This is a genomic window from Bradyrhizobium sp. NAS80.1 (assembly GCF_001908205.1).
Taxonomy (GTDB): Bacteria; Pseudomonadota; Alphaproteobacteria; order Rhizobiales; family Xanthobacteraceae; genus Bradyrhizobium.
In genome coordinates this window covers 16,950-31,331 of sequence record NZ_LGHL01000044.1, presented here as the reverse complement: position 1 = coordinate 31,331, position 14,382 = coordinate 16,950, and the positions used below count along the sequence as shown (strand labels likewise).

The following is a 14,382-nucleotide window of genomic DNA, read 5'->3' as shown; positions in this document are numbered from 1 at the left end:
AAGGAGACGTCCATGAGCACCACAACGAAAGGCACTGCCCTCATCACCGGCGCATCGGCTGGCATCGGCGCCATCTATGCCGACCGTCTGGCCAAACGCGGCTACGACCTGATCCTGGTCGCCCGCGACAAGACCCGTCTCGCTGGCCTCGCGCAGCGCCTGAGAAATTCGACCGGCCGCTCCGTCGACACGGTCGCAGCCGATCTCAACGACAAGACGGATCTTGCCAGGGTCGAGGCGATCCTGCGCGCGAATGCGGATATCGCGCTGCTGGTCAACAATGCCGGCGTCGGCGCCACGGCGCCATTGCTCAATGCCGACGTCGAGAAGATGGACGACATGGTCCGCCTCAACGTCGGCGCGCTGACCCGATTGACCTATGCGACGGCTCCAAGCTTCGTCGCACGCGGCGCCGGCACCATCATCAACATCTCGTCGATCGTCGCGATCTCTCCCGAAACGCTCAATGGCGTTTACGGTGGCAGCAAAGCCTATGTGCTGGCTTTCTCGCTATCGCTGCACCACGAACTCGCCGATAAGGGCGTGCGCGTCCAGGCCGTGCTGCCCGGCGCAACCGCGACAGACTTCTGGGACGCCGCCGGCGTGCCACTGCACCACCTCCCGACCGCGATCGTGATGTCCGCCGATGACATGGTCGATGCCGCACTGGCCGGTCTCGACCAGGGCGAGGTCGTCACCATTCCCTCGCTCGCCGACAAGGCCGACTGGGACGGATACGAGGGCGCCCGCCGCGCGATGTCCGGCAAGCTCTCAAGCGCCGTCCCGGCTCCCCGATACAGCGTCGGAGTGAACGCCGCGCCGAAGGCTGCCGTAGCGTCGGCGAAGTGACTCAATCACCACCGTAACCCAAGGAACGTAGAGCCAAAGGAGATGCAATCATGAAACGTCTAGTGCTGTTTGCCGCCGTTGCCCTCGCCATCGCAAATGGAATCGATGTGGCTGCCGCTGCCGAGCTTCCGACGGGCTTTCCGATCACCGTGCACCAGGTTTCCGTGATGGGCGCGGCACATGTTCAGGAGGCTCCTTCCGTTCCCGCGCTGACGCTGGGTGGCATGCCTGCCTCGCCCAGTCAGATCCAGGTCTTGACGGCGCACAAGCAGTCTCCCGGGAGCAAGCCACAAAGCTGACGGCGAGTGTGCAAGCAAAGAGCCAGAGCGCGATCGTGATTCAATCCGATCCCATCGCGCTTAGAGCCGACCGGATTAGCCACGCAACCTGAGAATCGGAGAAGCCGTGCAGTTCGATTTCGTAAAGATGGGCGCCCCCGAGCGGTACAGATTGCTGCTTGCGACCGTTTTGCCGCGGCCGATCGCATGGGTAACGACGCGTAATGCTGCCGGCGCAACCAACGCCGCGCCGTTCTCGTTCTTCAATGTGTTTGGCAGCGACCCCGCGACCGTAGGCATCGGCGTCGGCAGCAAGGGACCGGCCGAGCCAAAGGACACCCGCGCCAATATCCGCGCCAATGAGCAATTCGTCGTCAATCTAGTGCCGTTCGCGCTGGCCCAGCAGATGCGCGTCACGTCGATCGCGTTTCCCAGAGACGTCGAGGAGCCGAAAGAGGCGGGACTCTCGTTGGCGCCCTCGATGCGGGTCGGCATTCCCCGTATCGCAGAAGCGCCGGTCTCGATGGAATGCAGTTTCATGCAGGAAATCGCGCTCGGCGGCTTCGGACTGGTGCTCGGCAAGATTCTGATGGTGCATGTCAAAGATGAGGCTGTGACTGATGCGGCCCGCCAGCATGTCGATGCCGAAAAGCTCGACTTGATCGGTCGCATGGAAGGCGGCTGGTACACGCGCACGCGCGAGCGCTTCGAAATGCCGGCGATCGCGCTCGAGGATTGGAAAGGAAGGCCATGAACGAGTTGCTGACGAAAGTTCTCGACGCGCACGGCGGTCTGGAGCGCTGGCGTAGCTACAATAAGGTTGAGGCCACCATTGTCAGCGGCGGCGGCTTTTTCCCTTTGAAGGGCGTCTTGCAGGATGCAAATCCGCGCCGCATGACGGTATGGCTGCACGAGGAGCGATCGTCAGTCACCCCTTATGGCGCGGCCGATCAGCGCACGATGTTCACGCCCGATCGCATCGCAATCGAGAAGCTCGACGGCACCATAGTCGCGGAGCGGCGCATGCCCAGGGATTCGTTTGCCGGACACCAGATGCACACGCCCTGGGACCCTCTGCATCGCGCCTATTTCAACGGCGAGGCGCTGTGGACCTACCTCGCGACGCCCTTTGCCTTTGCGATGGACGGGTTCCGCGTCGAGGAGACTGCGCCCTGGCAAGAGGGGAAGGAGAGGTGGCGGGTGCTGCGTGTCTATTTTCCCGGCTCGATCGAGACGCATTGCCAGGTTCAGGATTTCTTCTTCGACGAGAAATTCGAACTCCGCCGCCACGACTACAGCGTCAACATCGCCGGTGGCTTCTCCGCCGCGCAACTGATGCTGGAATATACCGAGGCCAATGGTGTGCGCTTGCCAAGCAAGCGTCGCGCCTACACGCGCGGCCCCGACCGGCGTCCGATTCTGGATATGCTGATGGTTTCCATCGACATCAGCAACGTTGCCTTCTCTGAGACGGCCGAATCTGGTGGCTGAGAGCTGACCGAGCTTCGCGGCCTGCGGACCACATGTGTAGTCCGTAGGCGGCCATCGATTGTTGCTGCTCGAAGAGAAAAAGCTGCACGTCATCGCGACCGAGTCGAAGCACTGGCATCCGAGCTCGCGACGACTTGCTGAGATTTGCACCGCTTTACTCGCACAGACGCTCTCTCTCGAATACGAATTTGCCCAGCGGAATGGTGGAGCGATGGTTACGAACTCATCTCAGCATCCCGTGACTTGAATACGCCGCGGCAGGATCGCGTCGGCTCCCGGATGTCCGAACAGCGAGCAACGGAAATGAGCGAGAGCTTCGAAAATGAGTGAGACCTACAAAGCCATCGAGGTACGGAAACCAGGAGAGTTCGCTGAAGTGAGGCGGCCGCTTCAGGATCCCGGCCACGACCAGGTGCGCATTCGTGTCGAGGCGTGCGGTGTTTGCCACTCGGACGCCGCGACAGTCGAGGGAAGTTTCCCTGGCATTACTTATCCGCGTGTTCCCGGCCACGAGGTCGTCGGACGCATTGACGCGGTGGGATCCGGCGTTCGCGGTTGGCAAGTCGGCCAAAGGGTCGGCGTCGGCTTTCTCGCTGGCTCCTGCGGTTATTGCGAATTTTGCCGCGGCGGCGACCTTGTGAACTGTCAGAACCAGGAAAACACGGGAATACATCACGACGGCGGCTATGCCGAAGTCTTGCTCGTCAAGGCGAGCGGTCTCATGTCGATACCCGACGATCTGTCCTCGGTTGACGCGGCGCCGCTGCTTTGTGCCGGACTTACGACGTTCAGCGCTCTAAGAAACGCGCCGGCGAAGGCGGGCGATCTCGTTGCGATAATCGGCATCGGCGGGCTTGGTCACTTGGCGATGCAATATGCGCGTTACATGGGCTTCGAGGTCGCGGCGATTGCGCGCGGCGACGACATAGCCGAACTGGCGAAGAAACTCGGCGCCCATCATTTCATCGACAGCGCATCAACGGACGCCGGCGCCGCTCTACAGAAACTCGGCGGCGCGAAGGTGATTCTGATCACCGCGTCGGGCGGCAAGGTGGTTGCTGAAACCTTCAAAGGTCTGCGTCCCGAAGGCATCTCGATCGTCCTCGGCGTCGGACCGGAGCCGATCGAAACATCGAGTGCGGACCTGATATTCGGAAATCGGAAGCTTCGCGGCGCTCTCGCGGGCGATCCGGCCACAGGTGACGCAACGCTCCGTTTCAGCGCGCTGAGCGGAGCCTCGGCGATGATCGAAACGGTCCCGCTCGGACAGGCAGCGTCCGCCTACGCGAGGATGATGTCAGGCAAGGCACGCTTTCGCATGGTCCTGACGATGGAACCGTGACAACGGCGAGTCGAATATGAGCGGCGATCTTTCGGAAGTGCCGAGCCATCTGACCGGCGGCCGTACACGTGCGCGCGAGCGTTTCCAAATGCAGGCTGTCGCGCTCGAGGATTGGAAAGGAAACCCATGAACGAGTTACTGAGGAAAGTTCTCGGTGCGCACGGCGGTCTGGAGCGCTGGCGAAGCTACAACACGGTTGAGGCCACGATTGTCGCTCGCGGCGGCTTCTTTGCCTTAAAGGGCGCTTTGATGGACGCAGATCCGCGCCGTTTGACTGTGTGGCTGCACGAGGAGCGAGCGACACTCTCGAATTTTGGAGCCGCGGATCAACGCATCATGTTCACGCCCGAGCGGATCGCTGTTGAGAAGCTCGACGGAACCATCGTTGGTGACCGGTTTGCGCCCAAGGATTCGTTTGCCGGGCACCAGATGCATACGCCGTGGGATCCTCTCCATCTCGCCTATTTCAACGGCGAGGCCCTATGGACCTACCTCGCGACGCCCTTCGCCTTTGTAATGGACGGCGTCCGCGTCGAGGAGACTGCACCCTGGCAAGAGGGGAAGGAGACATGGCGGGTGCTGCGTGTCTATTTTCCCGGCTCGATCGGGACGCATTGCGAAGTGCAGGATTTCTTCTTTGACGAGAAGCTCGAGCTCCGCCGCCACGACTACAACGTCAATATTGCGGGTGGCTTCCCCGCCGCGCAACTGATGCTGGAATATACCGAGGCCAACGGCATGCGCTTGCCGAGCAAGCGTCGTGCATATACGCGCGGCCGCGATTGGCGCCCGATATTGGATATGCTGATGGTATCGATCGACATCAGCGACGTTGCCTTCTCTTAGGTTGCTCTTCTCGGCCGACCTAGACGTCACGCGCTTTTTATCTCTTCGTTACCACCTGCGGGGCTTCAAAGCCGGAGTCAATAACCCCAAGTCTCCAAAAGGAATGATGATTGTAATTCAATGGGAGCTTACTATGGGTGAGGTTGTTCGATTTGTTTCAAAATCCGAGCGCGAGCGTATCCACCTAATTCGAGAAGCTCGTGCGATATATGAAAGCGTCTTCCCGACGGCTGCTCCCGCTAACGAGCAGGGCGACCAAGGGCCGGCAGTTCACTCGGTTAGTGGCGGGGATCTGCTGTCGTGATCAAGATCATTGCCGTGCTCTGCAGTCTGTCCTCTCCGACAAATTGCTACGAGCAGACCGTCACCACCTCGGACTTCGCTAACGTATCAGTGCAGTCGTGCATGATGGGCGCACCGCAGCTTGCCGATTGGATGAAGGAGCATCCGGCCGAGCGCCTTGCCGGATGGCGGTGTGTGATCGGCAAGCAGGATGGCAGGGGAGCTTAGGAAGGCCAGATCACTTCTCCTAACGGATGTGATCCATGTCAGGCCGGCGCATTCGCGACGATTTGCTGAGATTTGCACTGCTTCACTCGCACCGACATTCTTTGTCCGATACCAATTTTCCTCGCGGAGACAGACACCTTCGCAAGTGCTTCGCCCCGGCGCTTGTCCCTTCGCCGTGGCTTCCCGCGGCCGGTCCTTCCCTCCCGAGGACCGGCCGCCCCTTGGCTTGATACGCGACGGCGCCGGATCAGAGGGGCACGGCGGCTCTTTGGATCGGAAAGTCCCGATCGTTGAGCACAAACCGGACGGAGGGTTTGCTCGATGACCTATGATTATTTCTTCTCCGCCGCGCTGGCCCGCCTGCACGCCGAACGGCGCTACCGCGTGTTTGCCGATCTCGAGCGCATCGCTGGTCGTTTTCCGCACGCGACATGGCATTCCCCGGATGGCCCGCAGCCGGTTGTGATCTGGTGCTCGAACGACTATCTCGGCATGGGCCAGCATCCGAAGGTGATCGGTGCCATGGTCGAAACCGCGACCCGCATGGGCGGGGGCGCCGGCGGCACCCGAAACATTTCCGGCACCAACCATCCGCTGGTTGAATTGGAGCGCGAGCTCGCCGACCTGCACGGCAAGGAATCGGCACTGGTCTTCACTTCGGGCTATGTGTCCAACGAGACCGGCATCGCGACGATCGCCAAGCTGCTGCCGAACTGCGTGATCCTGTCGGACGCCTGGAACCACAATTCGATGATCGAGGGCGTGCTGCGTGCCGGCGTGGAGAAGAGGATCTGGCGCCACAACGACGTCGGTCATCTCGAAGAATTGTTGGCGGCGGAGGCACCGGAGCGGCCGAAGCTGATCGTGTTCGAGGCCCTCTACTCGATGGACGGCGACGTCGCACCGGTGAACCGCATCTGTGACCTCGCGGAGCGTTATGGCGCCATGACCTATATCGACGAGGTTCATTCGGCCGGGATGTATGGCCAGCGCGGTGCTGGCATCGCCGCGCGTGAAGGCGCCCTGCACCGTATCGACGTGATCGAGGGCACGCTGGCGAAGGCCTTCGGCGGTCTCGGCGGCTATATCGCGGCGAGTGCCGACGTCATCGATGCGGTACGCTCTTACGCGCCGGGATTCATCTTCACCACCGCCCTGCCGCCGGCGGTCTGCGCCGCCGCTACCGCGGATCCGGCACCTCAAGATTTCGCAATGGGAGCGCGACCGCCATCAGGACCGCGCGGCGAGGGTAAAGTCCGTGCTCAATGCGGCGGGCCTGCCGGTGATGCCGACCGACACGCACATAGTGCCGGTGATGGTGGCCGATCCGGAAAAATGTCGAGAGGCCTGCGACCTTCTGCTCGCCGAGCACGGCATCTACGTCCAGCCAATCAACTATCCGACCGTCCCGCGCGGCACCGAGCGGCTGCGTATCACGCCGACGCCCTACCACGATGACGCCCTGATCGATGCGCTTGCTGAAGCATTGGTTGACGTATGGGGGCAGCTTGGGTTGCCGCGGCGACACCACGCCCTCGCGGCGGAGTGACGTCCGTTCGGAAAATTGTCTGAGAGCAAGGGGGAGGTCTTTTGTGAACGCACTTTCTCGATGCTCTCAACCTGGATGGCGCGGCCGTTTGCGCGCCTGAGTTATTTTCGAACGCGTTTCCGCTCGGTCCTCTTTTCGAAAAGGATAGGGGGACCTCAACTGCTCAGGAAATCTAGGTCGATTCAGCGCCTCTCTTGGCTCTCTCCTGCGCCTTGGCATGCACCGGCGACGATTGCCGCGCGCCGGGGCCCGGATGCACATGAACGGCCTTGGCCGTCAGCGGCTCTCCACATTCCGAGCAGACCATCACGGGATCGAACATCTTCCCGCAGTTCTTGTGCTCATGCAGCATCGGCCTTCCGCGCGAGTCGACCATGTGGATGTTACCCCAGTGCACGATCGACATGATGATCGGATAGAGGTCGAGGCCCTTTTGCGTCAGGATGTACTCGTAACGCTTCGGCGATTCCTGGTAGGGAACCCGGCGAAGCACACCAAAGCGCACCAGCTTCTTGAGCCGGTCGGCGAGAAGGTGCCGGGTAATTCCTAGCGACGCCTGAAATTCATCGAATCTGCGGATGCGCAGAAAGCATTCGCGGAGGATGAGCAGGCTCCAGCGGTCACCGATAACCGCAACTGTGCGCGCCAGCGAGCAAGGCTCTTCCTCGAGAGCATCCCATTTCATTCGTGTCTCCAGCAATTTGCCACGGCGAGTCAAAATAAATTCTAAATTAGAACTGACGAAATTTCAATGGGATATCGCAATACTCGCCGCAAATCGTCGCAAATCCAAGAATTGGATGATGAGTATCATATTGACAGTTCTAAAATAGAACGTAGTATCTCGATGCGATCAACCGGGCGGTCTGCAAGGGGCCGCCAGTCGAAAAGGAAAGGCGCGCAATGGCTGCTCCGCTGAAGGTCGAGTTTCATTTCGATTTTGGGAGTCCTAACGCCTATCTCGCCGAACTGGTGCTGCCGGAGATCGAGCGAAGGACCGGCGTGAAGTTCGACTACGTTCCGGTATTGCTCGGCGGCGTCTACAAGGCGACCGGTAACATGTCGCCAGCCGAATCTTTGCACGGCATCAAGAACAAGCCGGAATACAATGCGCTGGAAACCGAGCGCTTTCTGCGGCGCCACAACATCACGAAATTCAGGTCGAACCCGTTCTTCCCGGTGAATACGCTGACGCTGATGCGCGGCGTTGTCGCGGCCCAGCTCGACGGAATGTTCGAACCCTATTTCCGCGCCGCCTATCACCACATGTGGGTCGAACCCAAGAAGATGGACGATCCGCAGGTGTTCCGCGAGGCGTTCTTGTCCTCCGGCCTCGATGTCGACCGCATTATCGCGCGCGCACAGCAGGACGACGTCAAGAAAAAGCTGATCGAGAACACCAACGGCGCCGTCGCTCGCGGCTCGTTCGGCTCGCCGACCTTTTACGTCGGGCGCGAGATTTTCTTTGGAAAGGACAAATTGCGCGAGGTGGAGGAAGAGATCGTCGCGCAACTCGCCACGGAACGGCGCAGGACCGCCTGATCCGAATCACGCGCAAGACATGAATCGGGCCCGAACGGCCGTTGCAGGGAGGTTTCAGTGGTGGCTTCAACGCAGACGGCGGCAGAACATCTGGCAGGTTTACCAAATCGGATCCACGAGGTGATCAACCGGTACGTCGACTCGACGCCGGATCGGCTTGCGCTGATCGATGACAAGACAAGCTTGACGTATCGCGAGCTGGATCGGCGCGTGGCCGGCGTCGCGAGCGCGCTGCAGGGGCTCGGAATCCGCGCCGGCGATCGCATGATGATCGTCAGCGAAAACTCCATTCCGCTCGCCTGTCTGCTGCTCGCCGCAAGCCGGCTCGATGCCTGGGCGATTGTCGTCAATCCGCGACTGTCGCCCCGCGAAATTGAACAGATCAGGGATCACAGCGGGGCCCGTCGAGCCTTCTTTACGACCGATGTATCGCTGGAAGCTGCCGACCACGCCACGCGGTATGGCGCGCCCGTGCAGGATGTCGGTCCGCTCCGCGGCATCGGCGTGACTGCGCTGAACGAGGCGACTTCGGCGGAGCCGGTCGAGACGGAGGGGTCGCAGCAGGTTGCGGTTCTGATTTACACGTCGGGGACCACAGGCACGCCCAAGGGCGTGATGCTGACTCACCGCAATCTCCTGTTCAGCGCCAGGGGCACCGCGGGTTGGCGGAAGATGACGTCGGCCGACGTGCAATATTGCGTGCTGCCGATCTCGCACATCGTCGGCATTTCGCTGCTCACCATGACTTTGATGGTCGGCGCCACAGTGCGCTTGGTCGCAAAGTATGATCCGGCCGCCCTCGTGAAGGCGATGGCGGACGAAGGCATCACCATCGTCAATGGCGTGCCCGCGACCTACCAGCGTCTGCTTGAATACCGGCGCAACGCTGGCTTGCCGAAATTCGATCGCGGTGCGCTTCGTCTGATCGCCGTGGCGGGCGCGCCGCTTGATCTGGAACTCAAATCTCGGGTCGAACAGGAACTTGGCTTGCCACTCCTCAACGGCTACGGCATCACCGAGTGCTCGCCGGGCATATCCGGCGTCCGGCCCGATAGCCCCAGGGCCGACCACGCAGTGGGAACGGTTCTCCCAGGCGTTGAGGCAAAGCTCGTCGCTCGGAACGGCAAGACCGTTGCCAAAGGTGAGGTTGGCGAGCTCCATGTTCGTGGCCCGAATGTGATGCGTGGCTACTACCGCGCCCCCGACCTGACCGCGAAGGCGATCGATGCCGACGGTTGGTTTAACACCGGTGATCTCGCTCGCTTCGAGGGCGACTGCCTCTACGTCGTTGGCCGGACCAAGGAGATGATCATCCGCTCCGGATTTAACGTTTATCCGGCCGAGATAGAGGCCGTGCTGAGTACGCACGATGCGGTGGTGCAGTGCGCCGTTGTCGGGCGGTCGGTCGAAGGCAACGAAGAGGTCGTGGCCTTTGTGCAGCTAATCAAGGGCTCGAAGGCAACCGTGCAGGACCTGATGGCTCATGTCGCCCCGCAGCTCACCTCCTACAAGCGCCCCTCGGAAATCATCTTGCTGGATGCGCTTCCGGCGACCTCGACGGGCAAGATCCTGAAACACAAACTGGCGGAGTTGCTGCGCGGCCAGGGGTGAGCATCAGCTCGACGCCGCATCCAAGACCAATTCAGTCAAACCAGAAGCCGGAGAAGACCATGCAGAAGAGAAATGCGACTGTCGCTGTCATCGGCGCTGGCGATTACATCGGCGGCGAGATCGCGAAGAAATTCGCCTCCGAGGGCTTTACGATCTTTGCCGGCCGCCGCAATGGCGACAAGCTCGCGCCGCTGGTCAAGGAAATCGAGGCCGCCGGCGGCGAGATCCACGCCCGTTCGCTCGACGCGCGCAAGGAGGAGGAGATCATCGCCTTCCTCGGTGATGCCGACAAGCATGCGCCGCTGGAAGTCTGCATCTTCAACATCGGTGCCAACGTCAACTTCCCGATCCTGGAGACCACCGAGCGCGTGTTCCGGAAAGTCTGGGAAATGGCCTGCTATTCCGGCTTCCTGGCCGGACGCGAAGCGGCGCGGCTGATGCTGCAACGCGGCGGCGGCAACATCTTCTTCACCGGCGCCACCGCATCCTTGCGTGGCGGCAGCGGCTACGCCGCCTTCGCCAGCGCCAAGTTCGGCCTGCGCGCGGTGGCGCAGGCGATGGCGCGCGAGTTGGGCCCGAAGAACATCCACGTCGCGCATCTCATCATCGACTCGGGCGTCGATACCGAATGGGTCCGGCAGCGTCGCATCGAGGCGCTCGGTCGAGATGCGCTCGACAATCCGGACCTCCTGATGCCGCCGGCGTCGGTTGCGGCCTCGTACTGGCAGCTCTACCAGCAGCCGAAGAGCGCCTGGACCTTCGAGCTGGAAATCCGCCCGTTCGGCGAGAAGTGGTAGGGAGCGTCCCAATGGAACTGGCGCTGTCCCCGGAAGATGCGGCGTTTCGTGATGAGGTGCGCACCTTCATCGCGGACAGTTATCCGGCGGAGATGCGCGTTCCGAATCCGGAGACTGACCTGACCAAGGAGCAAATGCTCCTCTGGCATCGCGTCCTGCACAAGAAGGGCTGGATCGCGCCGCTCTGGCCCAAGGAATATGGTGGTCCGGGCTGGTCGATTACCAGGCGCTTCATCTTCGAGCAGGAGACCACGCGCGCCGGCGCGCTGCCGCCGTTGGCATTTAGCGTCACAATGGTCGGCCCGGTCATCTATACGTTCGGCAACGAAGTGCAGAAGAAGAAGTTTCTGCCGCGCATCCTCTCCGGTGAGGACTGGTGGTGCCAGGGCTATTCCGAGCCGGGCTCCGGCTCCGACCTCGCCACTGTCCGCACCAAGGCGGTGCGCGACGGCGACCATTACATCGTCAACGGCCACAAGACCTGGACCACGCTCGCCCAGCACGCCGACTGGATCTTTTGTCTGGTCCGCACCGATCCGTCAGCCAAGCCGCAATCGGGCATCTCGTTTCTGCTGATCGACATGAAGTCGCCGGGCGTCACGGTGCGGCCGATCATCACCATTGATGGCTCGCACGAGGTGAACGACGTCTTCCTCGAGAACGTTCGCGTGCCCGCCGAGAACCTGATCGGCGAGGAGAACAAGGGTTGGACCTACGCGAAATTCCTGCTCGGCAATGAACGGACCAGTATGGCCGGCATCGGCCGCTCGACGCGTTACCTCGAGCGACTAAAACGGATCGTGAAGGCCGAGATTCCACAGGACGATCCTGCGCATCTGGAATTCATCAGGGACATCGCCCGTGTCGAGCTCGACGTGCTGGCGCTGGAGGCGACCGAGCTTCGCGTGGTGGCGCAAATGGCTCGCGGTATCGATCCGGGTCCGGCGGCATCACTGTTCAAGATTCGCGGCACCGAGATCTTCCAGAACATCACCGAGCTGACCCACCGCGCGATCGGCAATTGCGGCCTTGCGATCCGCGAGCATCCGGTCAGTGCCAATCATTTCATGCCGGGGCCGGACTACGGACACACTGCGTCGGAGAAGTACCTGAACTCGCGCAAGCTCAGCATTTACGGCGGGTCGAACGAGATCCAGCGCAACATCATCGCCAAGGCCGTGCTCGGTCTCTAGCAACAGCGCAACAAGAGGATCGGATGGATATCCAGTTCACGGAAGAGCAGGAATTGTTACGATCCAGCGTCCAGCGCCTGCTGCGCGATCAGTATGATTTCGACGCGCGCCGCAAGACCGTCGCAAGCGAAGAAGGCATTAGCCGCAAGCAGTGGGCTGATTTCGCCGAGCTCGGCCTGTTAGCTGCGCCGTTCTCTGAGGACGTCGGCGGTCTTGGCGGCGGGCCGCTGTCGACCATGATCATTATGCAGGAGTTCGGCCGCCATCTCGTGGTCGAGCCATTCGTGGAAACGGTCGTGCTCGCCGGTGGCCTGATCGAGCAGGCCGGATCCGACCAGCAGAAGCAGGGCTTTATCCCCGAGATCATCGCGGGGACGAAAATCTGGGCTCTGGCCTGGGCCGAAAAGGGCTCGCGCTTCGATCTGGCGACGGTGGCGACCACCGCGCGTCGCGACGGCGGCGACTACGTCCTGAGCGGCGAGAAAACGGCTGTGATCGCGGCACCGTGGGCGGATTATCTCATCGTCTCCGCCCGGATCTCAGGTGACCGCGATGACCGCGGCGGCGTCAGCTTGTTCGTGGTCGATCGCCGCGCGGCCAACCTGCATCTGCAAAGCTTCAAGACCATCGACGGACGCCGCGCCGCTGAGGTCAGTTTGAACAACGTCCGCGGTCAGCTACTTGGCAGGGACGGCGAGGGCGTCGCCGCGCTGGAAGCCTGCCGTGATCGGGTCATCGGAGCACTCTGTGCCGAAGCCGTCGGCGCGATCGGCGAGCTGAACTCGGCTACGCTGGAGTATTCAAAGACGCGAAAGCAGTTCGGAACCACGATCGGCTCGTTTCAGGTGCTGCAGCACCGGATGGTCGACATGTTCATCGCGCATCAGGAGGCGCTCTCCCTGATGCAGCATCTCAATCTCGGCCTCAGCGCGGGCGAGGCTGCCGTCTCGCGGCTGGCGTCGGGCGCAAAATCGAAGGTCGGCTACGCCGGCAAGTTCGTCGCGGACCAGGCGGTGCAGCTGCATGGTGGCATGGGCATGACCGACGAGCTCAACATCGGTCACTACTTCAAGCGCATCTCCTCCATCAACATCCAGTTCGGCGATCCCGCCTACCACTTGCTGCGCTACGCGCGGCTCGACACAGCGGCTTAAGCAGAGAGGCAAGCATGACAATCGATGCAGTTATCGTTTCCACCGCGCGCACCGGCGTCGGCAAGGCCTATCGCGGTGCGCTCAATAACACCGACGGTCCGACCATGGCGGGCCATGTGATCGCGGAAGCGGTGAAGCGGGCCGGCATCGCGCCCGGCGAGGTCGAGGACGTCGTGATGGGCTGCGCGATGCAGCAGGGCACCATGGTGATGAACGTCGCCCGCAAGGGCGCGATCCGTGCCGGTCTCCCCGTCACGGTCGCCGGCACAACCATCGATCGCCAATGCGCCTCCGGCCTGCAGGCGATCGCGGTTGCCGCGCGCTCGGTGATGCTCGACGGCGTCGAGATAGCGATCGGCGGAGGCATCGAGTCGATCAGCTTGGTGCAGAACGACCATATGAATAAATTCCACGCCGTCGACGAAGAGCTGATGGCGATGAAGCCGGAAATGTACATGTCGATGCTGGAGACCGCGGAGGTCGTCGCCGAGCGCTACAAGATCGGCCGGGACAAGCAGGACGAGTACAGCCTCGAATGCCAGCGCCGCGTCGGCGCTGCCCTGCAGAGCGGGCGCTTCAACGACGAGATCGTGCCGATCACGACCAAAATGGCCGTGATCGACAAGGACACCAAGACGGTCAGCTATCAGCAGGTGACGCTGGCCAAGGACGAGGGCCCGCGCCCCGATACGACCGCCGACGGCCTGGCCAAGATCAAGCCGGTGTTCGAGGGCAAGACGATCAGCGCCGGCAATGCGAGCCAGCTCTCGGACGGCGCCTCGGCTTGCGTGATCATGAGCGACAAGATCGCGGCCAAGAAGGGCCTGAAGCCGCTCGGAATCTTCCGCGGCTTCGTCGCCGCCGGCGTCGAGCCGGACGAGATGGGCGTCGGCCCCGTCGCTGCGATCCCCCGGCTTCTGAAGCGCCACAATCTGAAGATCGACGACATCGATCTCTGGGAGCTGAACGAGGCCTATGCGGTGCAGGTGATCTATTGCCGAGACAAGCTCGGCATCGATCCGGACAAGCTCAACGTCAATGGCGGCTCGATCGCGATCGGTCACCCCTACGGCATGACCGGCTCGCGGCTCACGGGGCACCTTCTGATCGAGGGCCGCAGGCGCAAGGCGAAATACGGCGTGGTGACCATGTGCATCGGCGGCGGCATGGGCGCGGCTGGTCTGTTTGAAATCGTCCACTGATGTAAAGGCGGAGATCAC

At 61.9% G+C, this 14,382-nt stretch carries 14 protein-coding genes and 1 pseudogene; 14 read left to right on the top strand and 1 reads right to left on the bottom strand.

Translation table 11 applies throughout. The features are described from left to right. Window positions 1–12 precede the first annotated feature (12 nt). The 8 genes and pseudogenes from AC629_RS10985 to hemA all read left to right on the top strand — a co-directional run bounded on the left by AC629_RS10985 (window position 13) and on the right by hemA (window position 6,865). Window positions 13–849 carry an SDR family NAD(P)-dependent oxidoreductase gene (locus AC629_RS10985; RefSeq protein WP_084804811.1) on the top strand — a complete coding sequence of 279 codons (837 nt, stop codon included), beginning with the start codon at window positions 13–15 and terminating at the stop codon, window positions 847–849. Between the two features lie 50 nt (window positions 850–899). Further along, window positions 900–1,148, top strand: coding sequence for a hypothetical protein (locus tag AC629_RS10980; protein ID WP_143199050.1), 249 nt, complete (start codon window positions 900–902; stop codon window positions 1,146–1,148). 106 nt (window positions 1,149–1,254) lie between these two features. Further along, the gene (locus tag AC629_RS10975; protein WP_084804786.1) at window positions 1,255–1,881 is read left to right on the top strand and encodes a flavin reductase family protein; all 627 of its coding nucleotides are present in this window, start codon (window positions 1,255–1,257) and stop codon (window positions 1,879–1,881) included. Then, the gene (locus tag AC629_RS10970) at window positions 1,878–2,618 is read left to right on the top strand and encodes a hypothetical protein (protein WP_084804785.1); all 741 of its coding nucleotides are present in this window, start codon (window positions 1,878–1,880) and stop codon (window positions 2,616–2,618) included. The genes AC629_RS10975 and AC629_RS10970 overlap by 4 nt, the downstream gene beginning before the upstream one ends. 322 nt (window positions 2,619–2,940) lie before the next feature. Beyond that, a complete protein-coding gene (locus AC629_RS10965) occupies window positions 2,941–3,960 on the top strand; it encodes an alcohol dehydrogenase catalytic domain-containing protein (RefSeq protein WP_084804784.1) in 1,020 nt (339 codons plus the stop codon). A 111-nt stretch (window positions 3,961–4,071) separates the two neighbouring features. Then, on the top strand, window positions 4,072–4,806 hold the full coding sequence (locus AC629_RS10960) for a hypothetical protein (protein ID WP_245331801.1): 735 nt from the start codon (window positions 4,072–4,074) through the stop codon (window positions 4,804–4,806). Window positions 4,807–5,106: 300 nt separating this feature from the next. After that, window positions 5,107–5,316: a hypothetical protein gene (locus AC629_RS10950; protein ID WP_084804781.1), complete on the top strand. Its 210-nt coding sequence runs from the start codon at window positions 5,107–5,109 to the stop codon at window positions 5,314–5,316. Window positions 5,317–5,637: 321 nt separating this feature from the next. Continuing rightward, window positions 5,638–6,865, top strand: a pseudogene (gene hemA, locus AC629_RS10945) (5-aminolevulinate synthase). A 172-nt stretch (window positions 6,866–7,037) separates the two neighbouring features. Here the strand turns inward: hemA and AC629_RS10940 are convergent. Then, the gene (locus AC629_RS10940; RefSeq protein WP_084804780.1) at window positions 7,038–7,550 is read right to left on the bottom strand and encodes a winged helix-turn-helix transcriptional regulator; all 513 of its coding nucleotides are present in this window, start codon (window positions 7,548–7,550) and stop codon (window positions 7,038–7,040) included. A 218-nt stretch (window positions 7,551–7,768) separates the two neighbouring features. On the opposite strand from AC629_RS10940, the gene AC629_RS10935 reads away from it, so the two are divergent. The 6 genes from AC629_RS10935 (at window position 7,769) to AC629_RS10910 (ending at window position 14,364) form a co-directional block, all read left to right on the top strand. Next, window positions 7,769–8,407: a 2-hydroxychromene-2-carboxylate isomerase gene (locus AC629_RS10935; RefSeq protein ID WP_084804779.1), complete on the top strand. Its 639-nt coding sequence runs from the start codon at window positions 7,769–7,771 to the stop codon at window positions 8,405–8,407. A 120-nt stretch (window positions 8,408–8,527) separates the two neighbouring features. Further along, window positions 8,528–10,018, top strand: coding sequence for a class I adenylate-forming enzyme family protein (locus AC629_RS10930; protein ID WP_245331800.1), 1,491 nt, complete (start codon window positions 8,528–8,530; stop codon window positions 10,016–10,018). A 59-nt stretch (window positions 10,019–10,077) separates the two neighbouring features. Further along, a complete protein-coding gene (locus AC629_RS10925; protein ID WP_084804809.1) occupies window positions 10,078–10,815 on the top strand; it encodes an SDR family oxidoreductase in 738 nt (245 codons plus the stop codon). 11 nt (window positions 10,816–10,826) lie between these two features. Further along, on the top strand, window positions 10,827–12,008 hold the full coding sequence (locus tag AC629_RS10920; protein ID WP_084804778.1) for an acyl-CoA dehydrogenase family protein: 1,182 nt from the start codon (window positions 10,827–10,829) through the stop codon (window positions 12,006–12,008). Window positions 12,009–12,031: 23 nt separating this feature from the next. Beyond that, entirely contained in the window at window positions 12,032–13,162 is a 1,131-nt protein-coding gene (locus AC629_RS10915; RefSeq protein ID WP_084804777.1) for an acyl-CoA dehydrogenase family protein, read from the top strand. A 14-nt stretch (window positions 13,163–13,176) separates the two neighbouring features. After that, on the top strand, window positions 13,177–14,364 hold the full coding sequence (locus tag AC629_RS10910; protein ID WP_084804776.1) for an acetyl-CoA C-acyltransferase: 1,188 nt from the start codon (window positions 13,177–13,179) through the stop codon (window positions 14,362–14,364). Window positions 14,365–14,382 lie beyond the last annotated feature (18 nt).

What these genes read in the sequence shown, in the direction of transcription:
- AC629_RS10985 (WP_084804811.1), top strand. Translation starts at nt 13, where the DNA reads ATGAGCACCACAACGAAAGGCACTGCCCTCATCACCGGCGCATCGGCT.
- AC629_RS10980 (WP_143199050.1), top strand. Translation starts at nt 900, where the DNA reads ATGAAACGTCTAGTGCTGTTTGCCGCCGTTGCCCTCGCCATCGCAAAT.
- AC629_RS10970 (WP_084804785.1), top strand. Translation starts at nt 1,878, where the DNA reads ATGAACGAGTTGCTGACGAAAGTTCTCGACGCGCACGGCGGTCTGGAG.
- AC629_RS10965 (WP_084804784.1), top strand. Translation starts at nt 2,941, where the DNA reads ATGAGTGAGACCTACAAAGCCATCGAGGTACGGAAACCAGGAGAGTTC.
- AC629_RS10940 (WP_084804780.1), bottom strand. Translation starts at nt 7,550, where the DNA reads ATGAAATGGGATGCTCTCGAGGAAGAGCCTTGCTCGCTGGCGCGCACA.
- AC629_RS10935 (WP_084804779.1), top strand. Translation starts at nt 7,769, where the DNA reads ATGGCTGCTCCGCTGAAGGTCGAGTTTCATTTCGATTTTGGGAGTCCT.
- AC629_RS10925 (WP_084804809.1), top strand. Translation starts at nt 10,078, where the DNA reads ATGCAGAAGAGAAATGCGACTGTCGCTGTCATCGGCGCTGGCGATTAC.
- AC629_RS10920 (WP_084804778.1), top strand. Translation starts at nt 10,827, where the DNA reads ATGGAACTGGCGCTGTCCCCGGAAGATGCGGCGTTTCGTGATGAGGTG.
- AC629_RS10915 (WP_084804777.1), top strand. Translation starts at nt 12,032, where the DNA reads ATGGATATCCAGTTCACGGAAGAGCAGGAATTGTTACGATCCAGCGTC.
- AC629_RS10910 (WP_084804776.1), top strand. Translation starts at nt 13,177, where the DNA reads ATGACAATCGATGCAGTTATCGTTTCCACCGCGCGCACCGGCGTCGGC.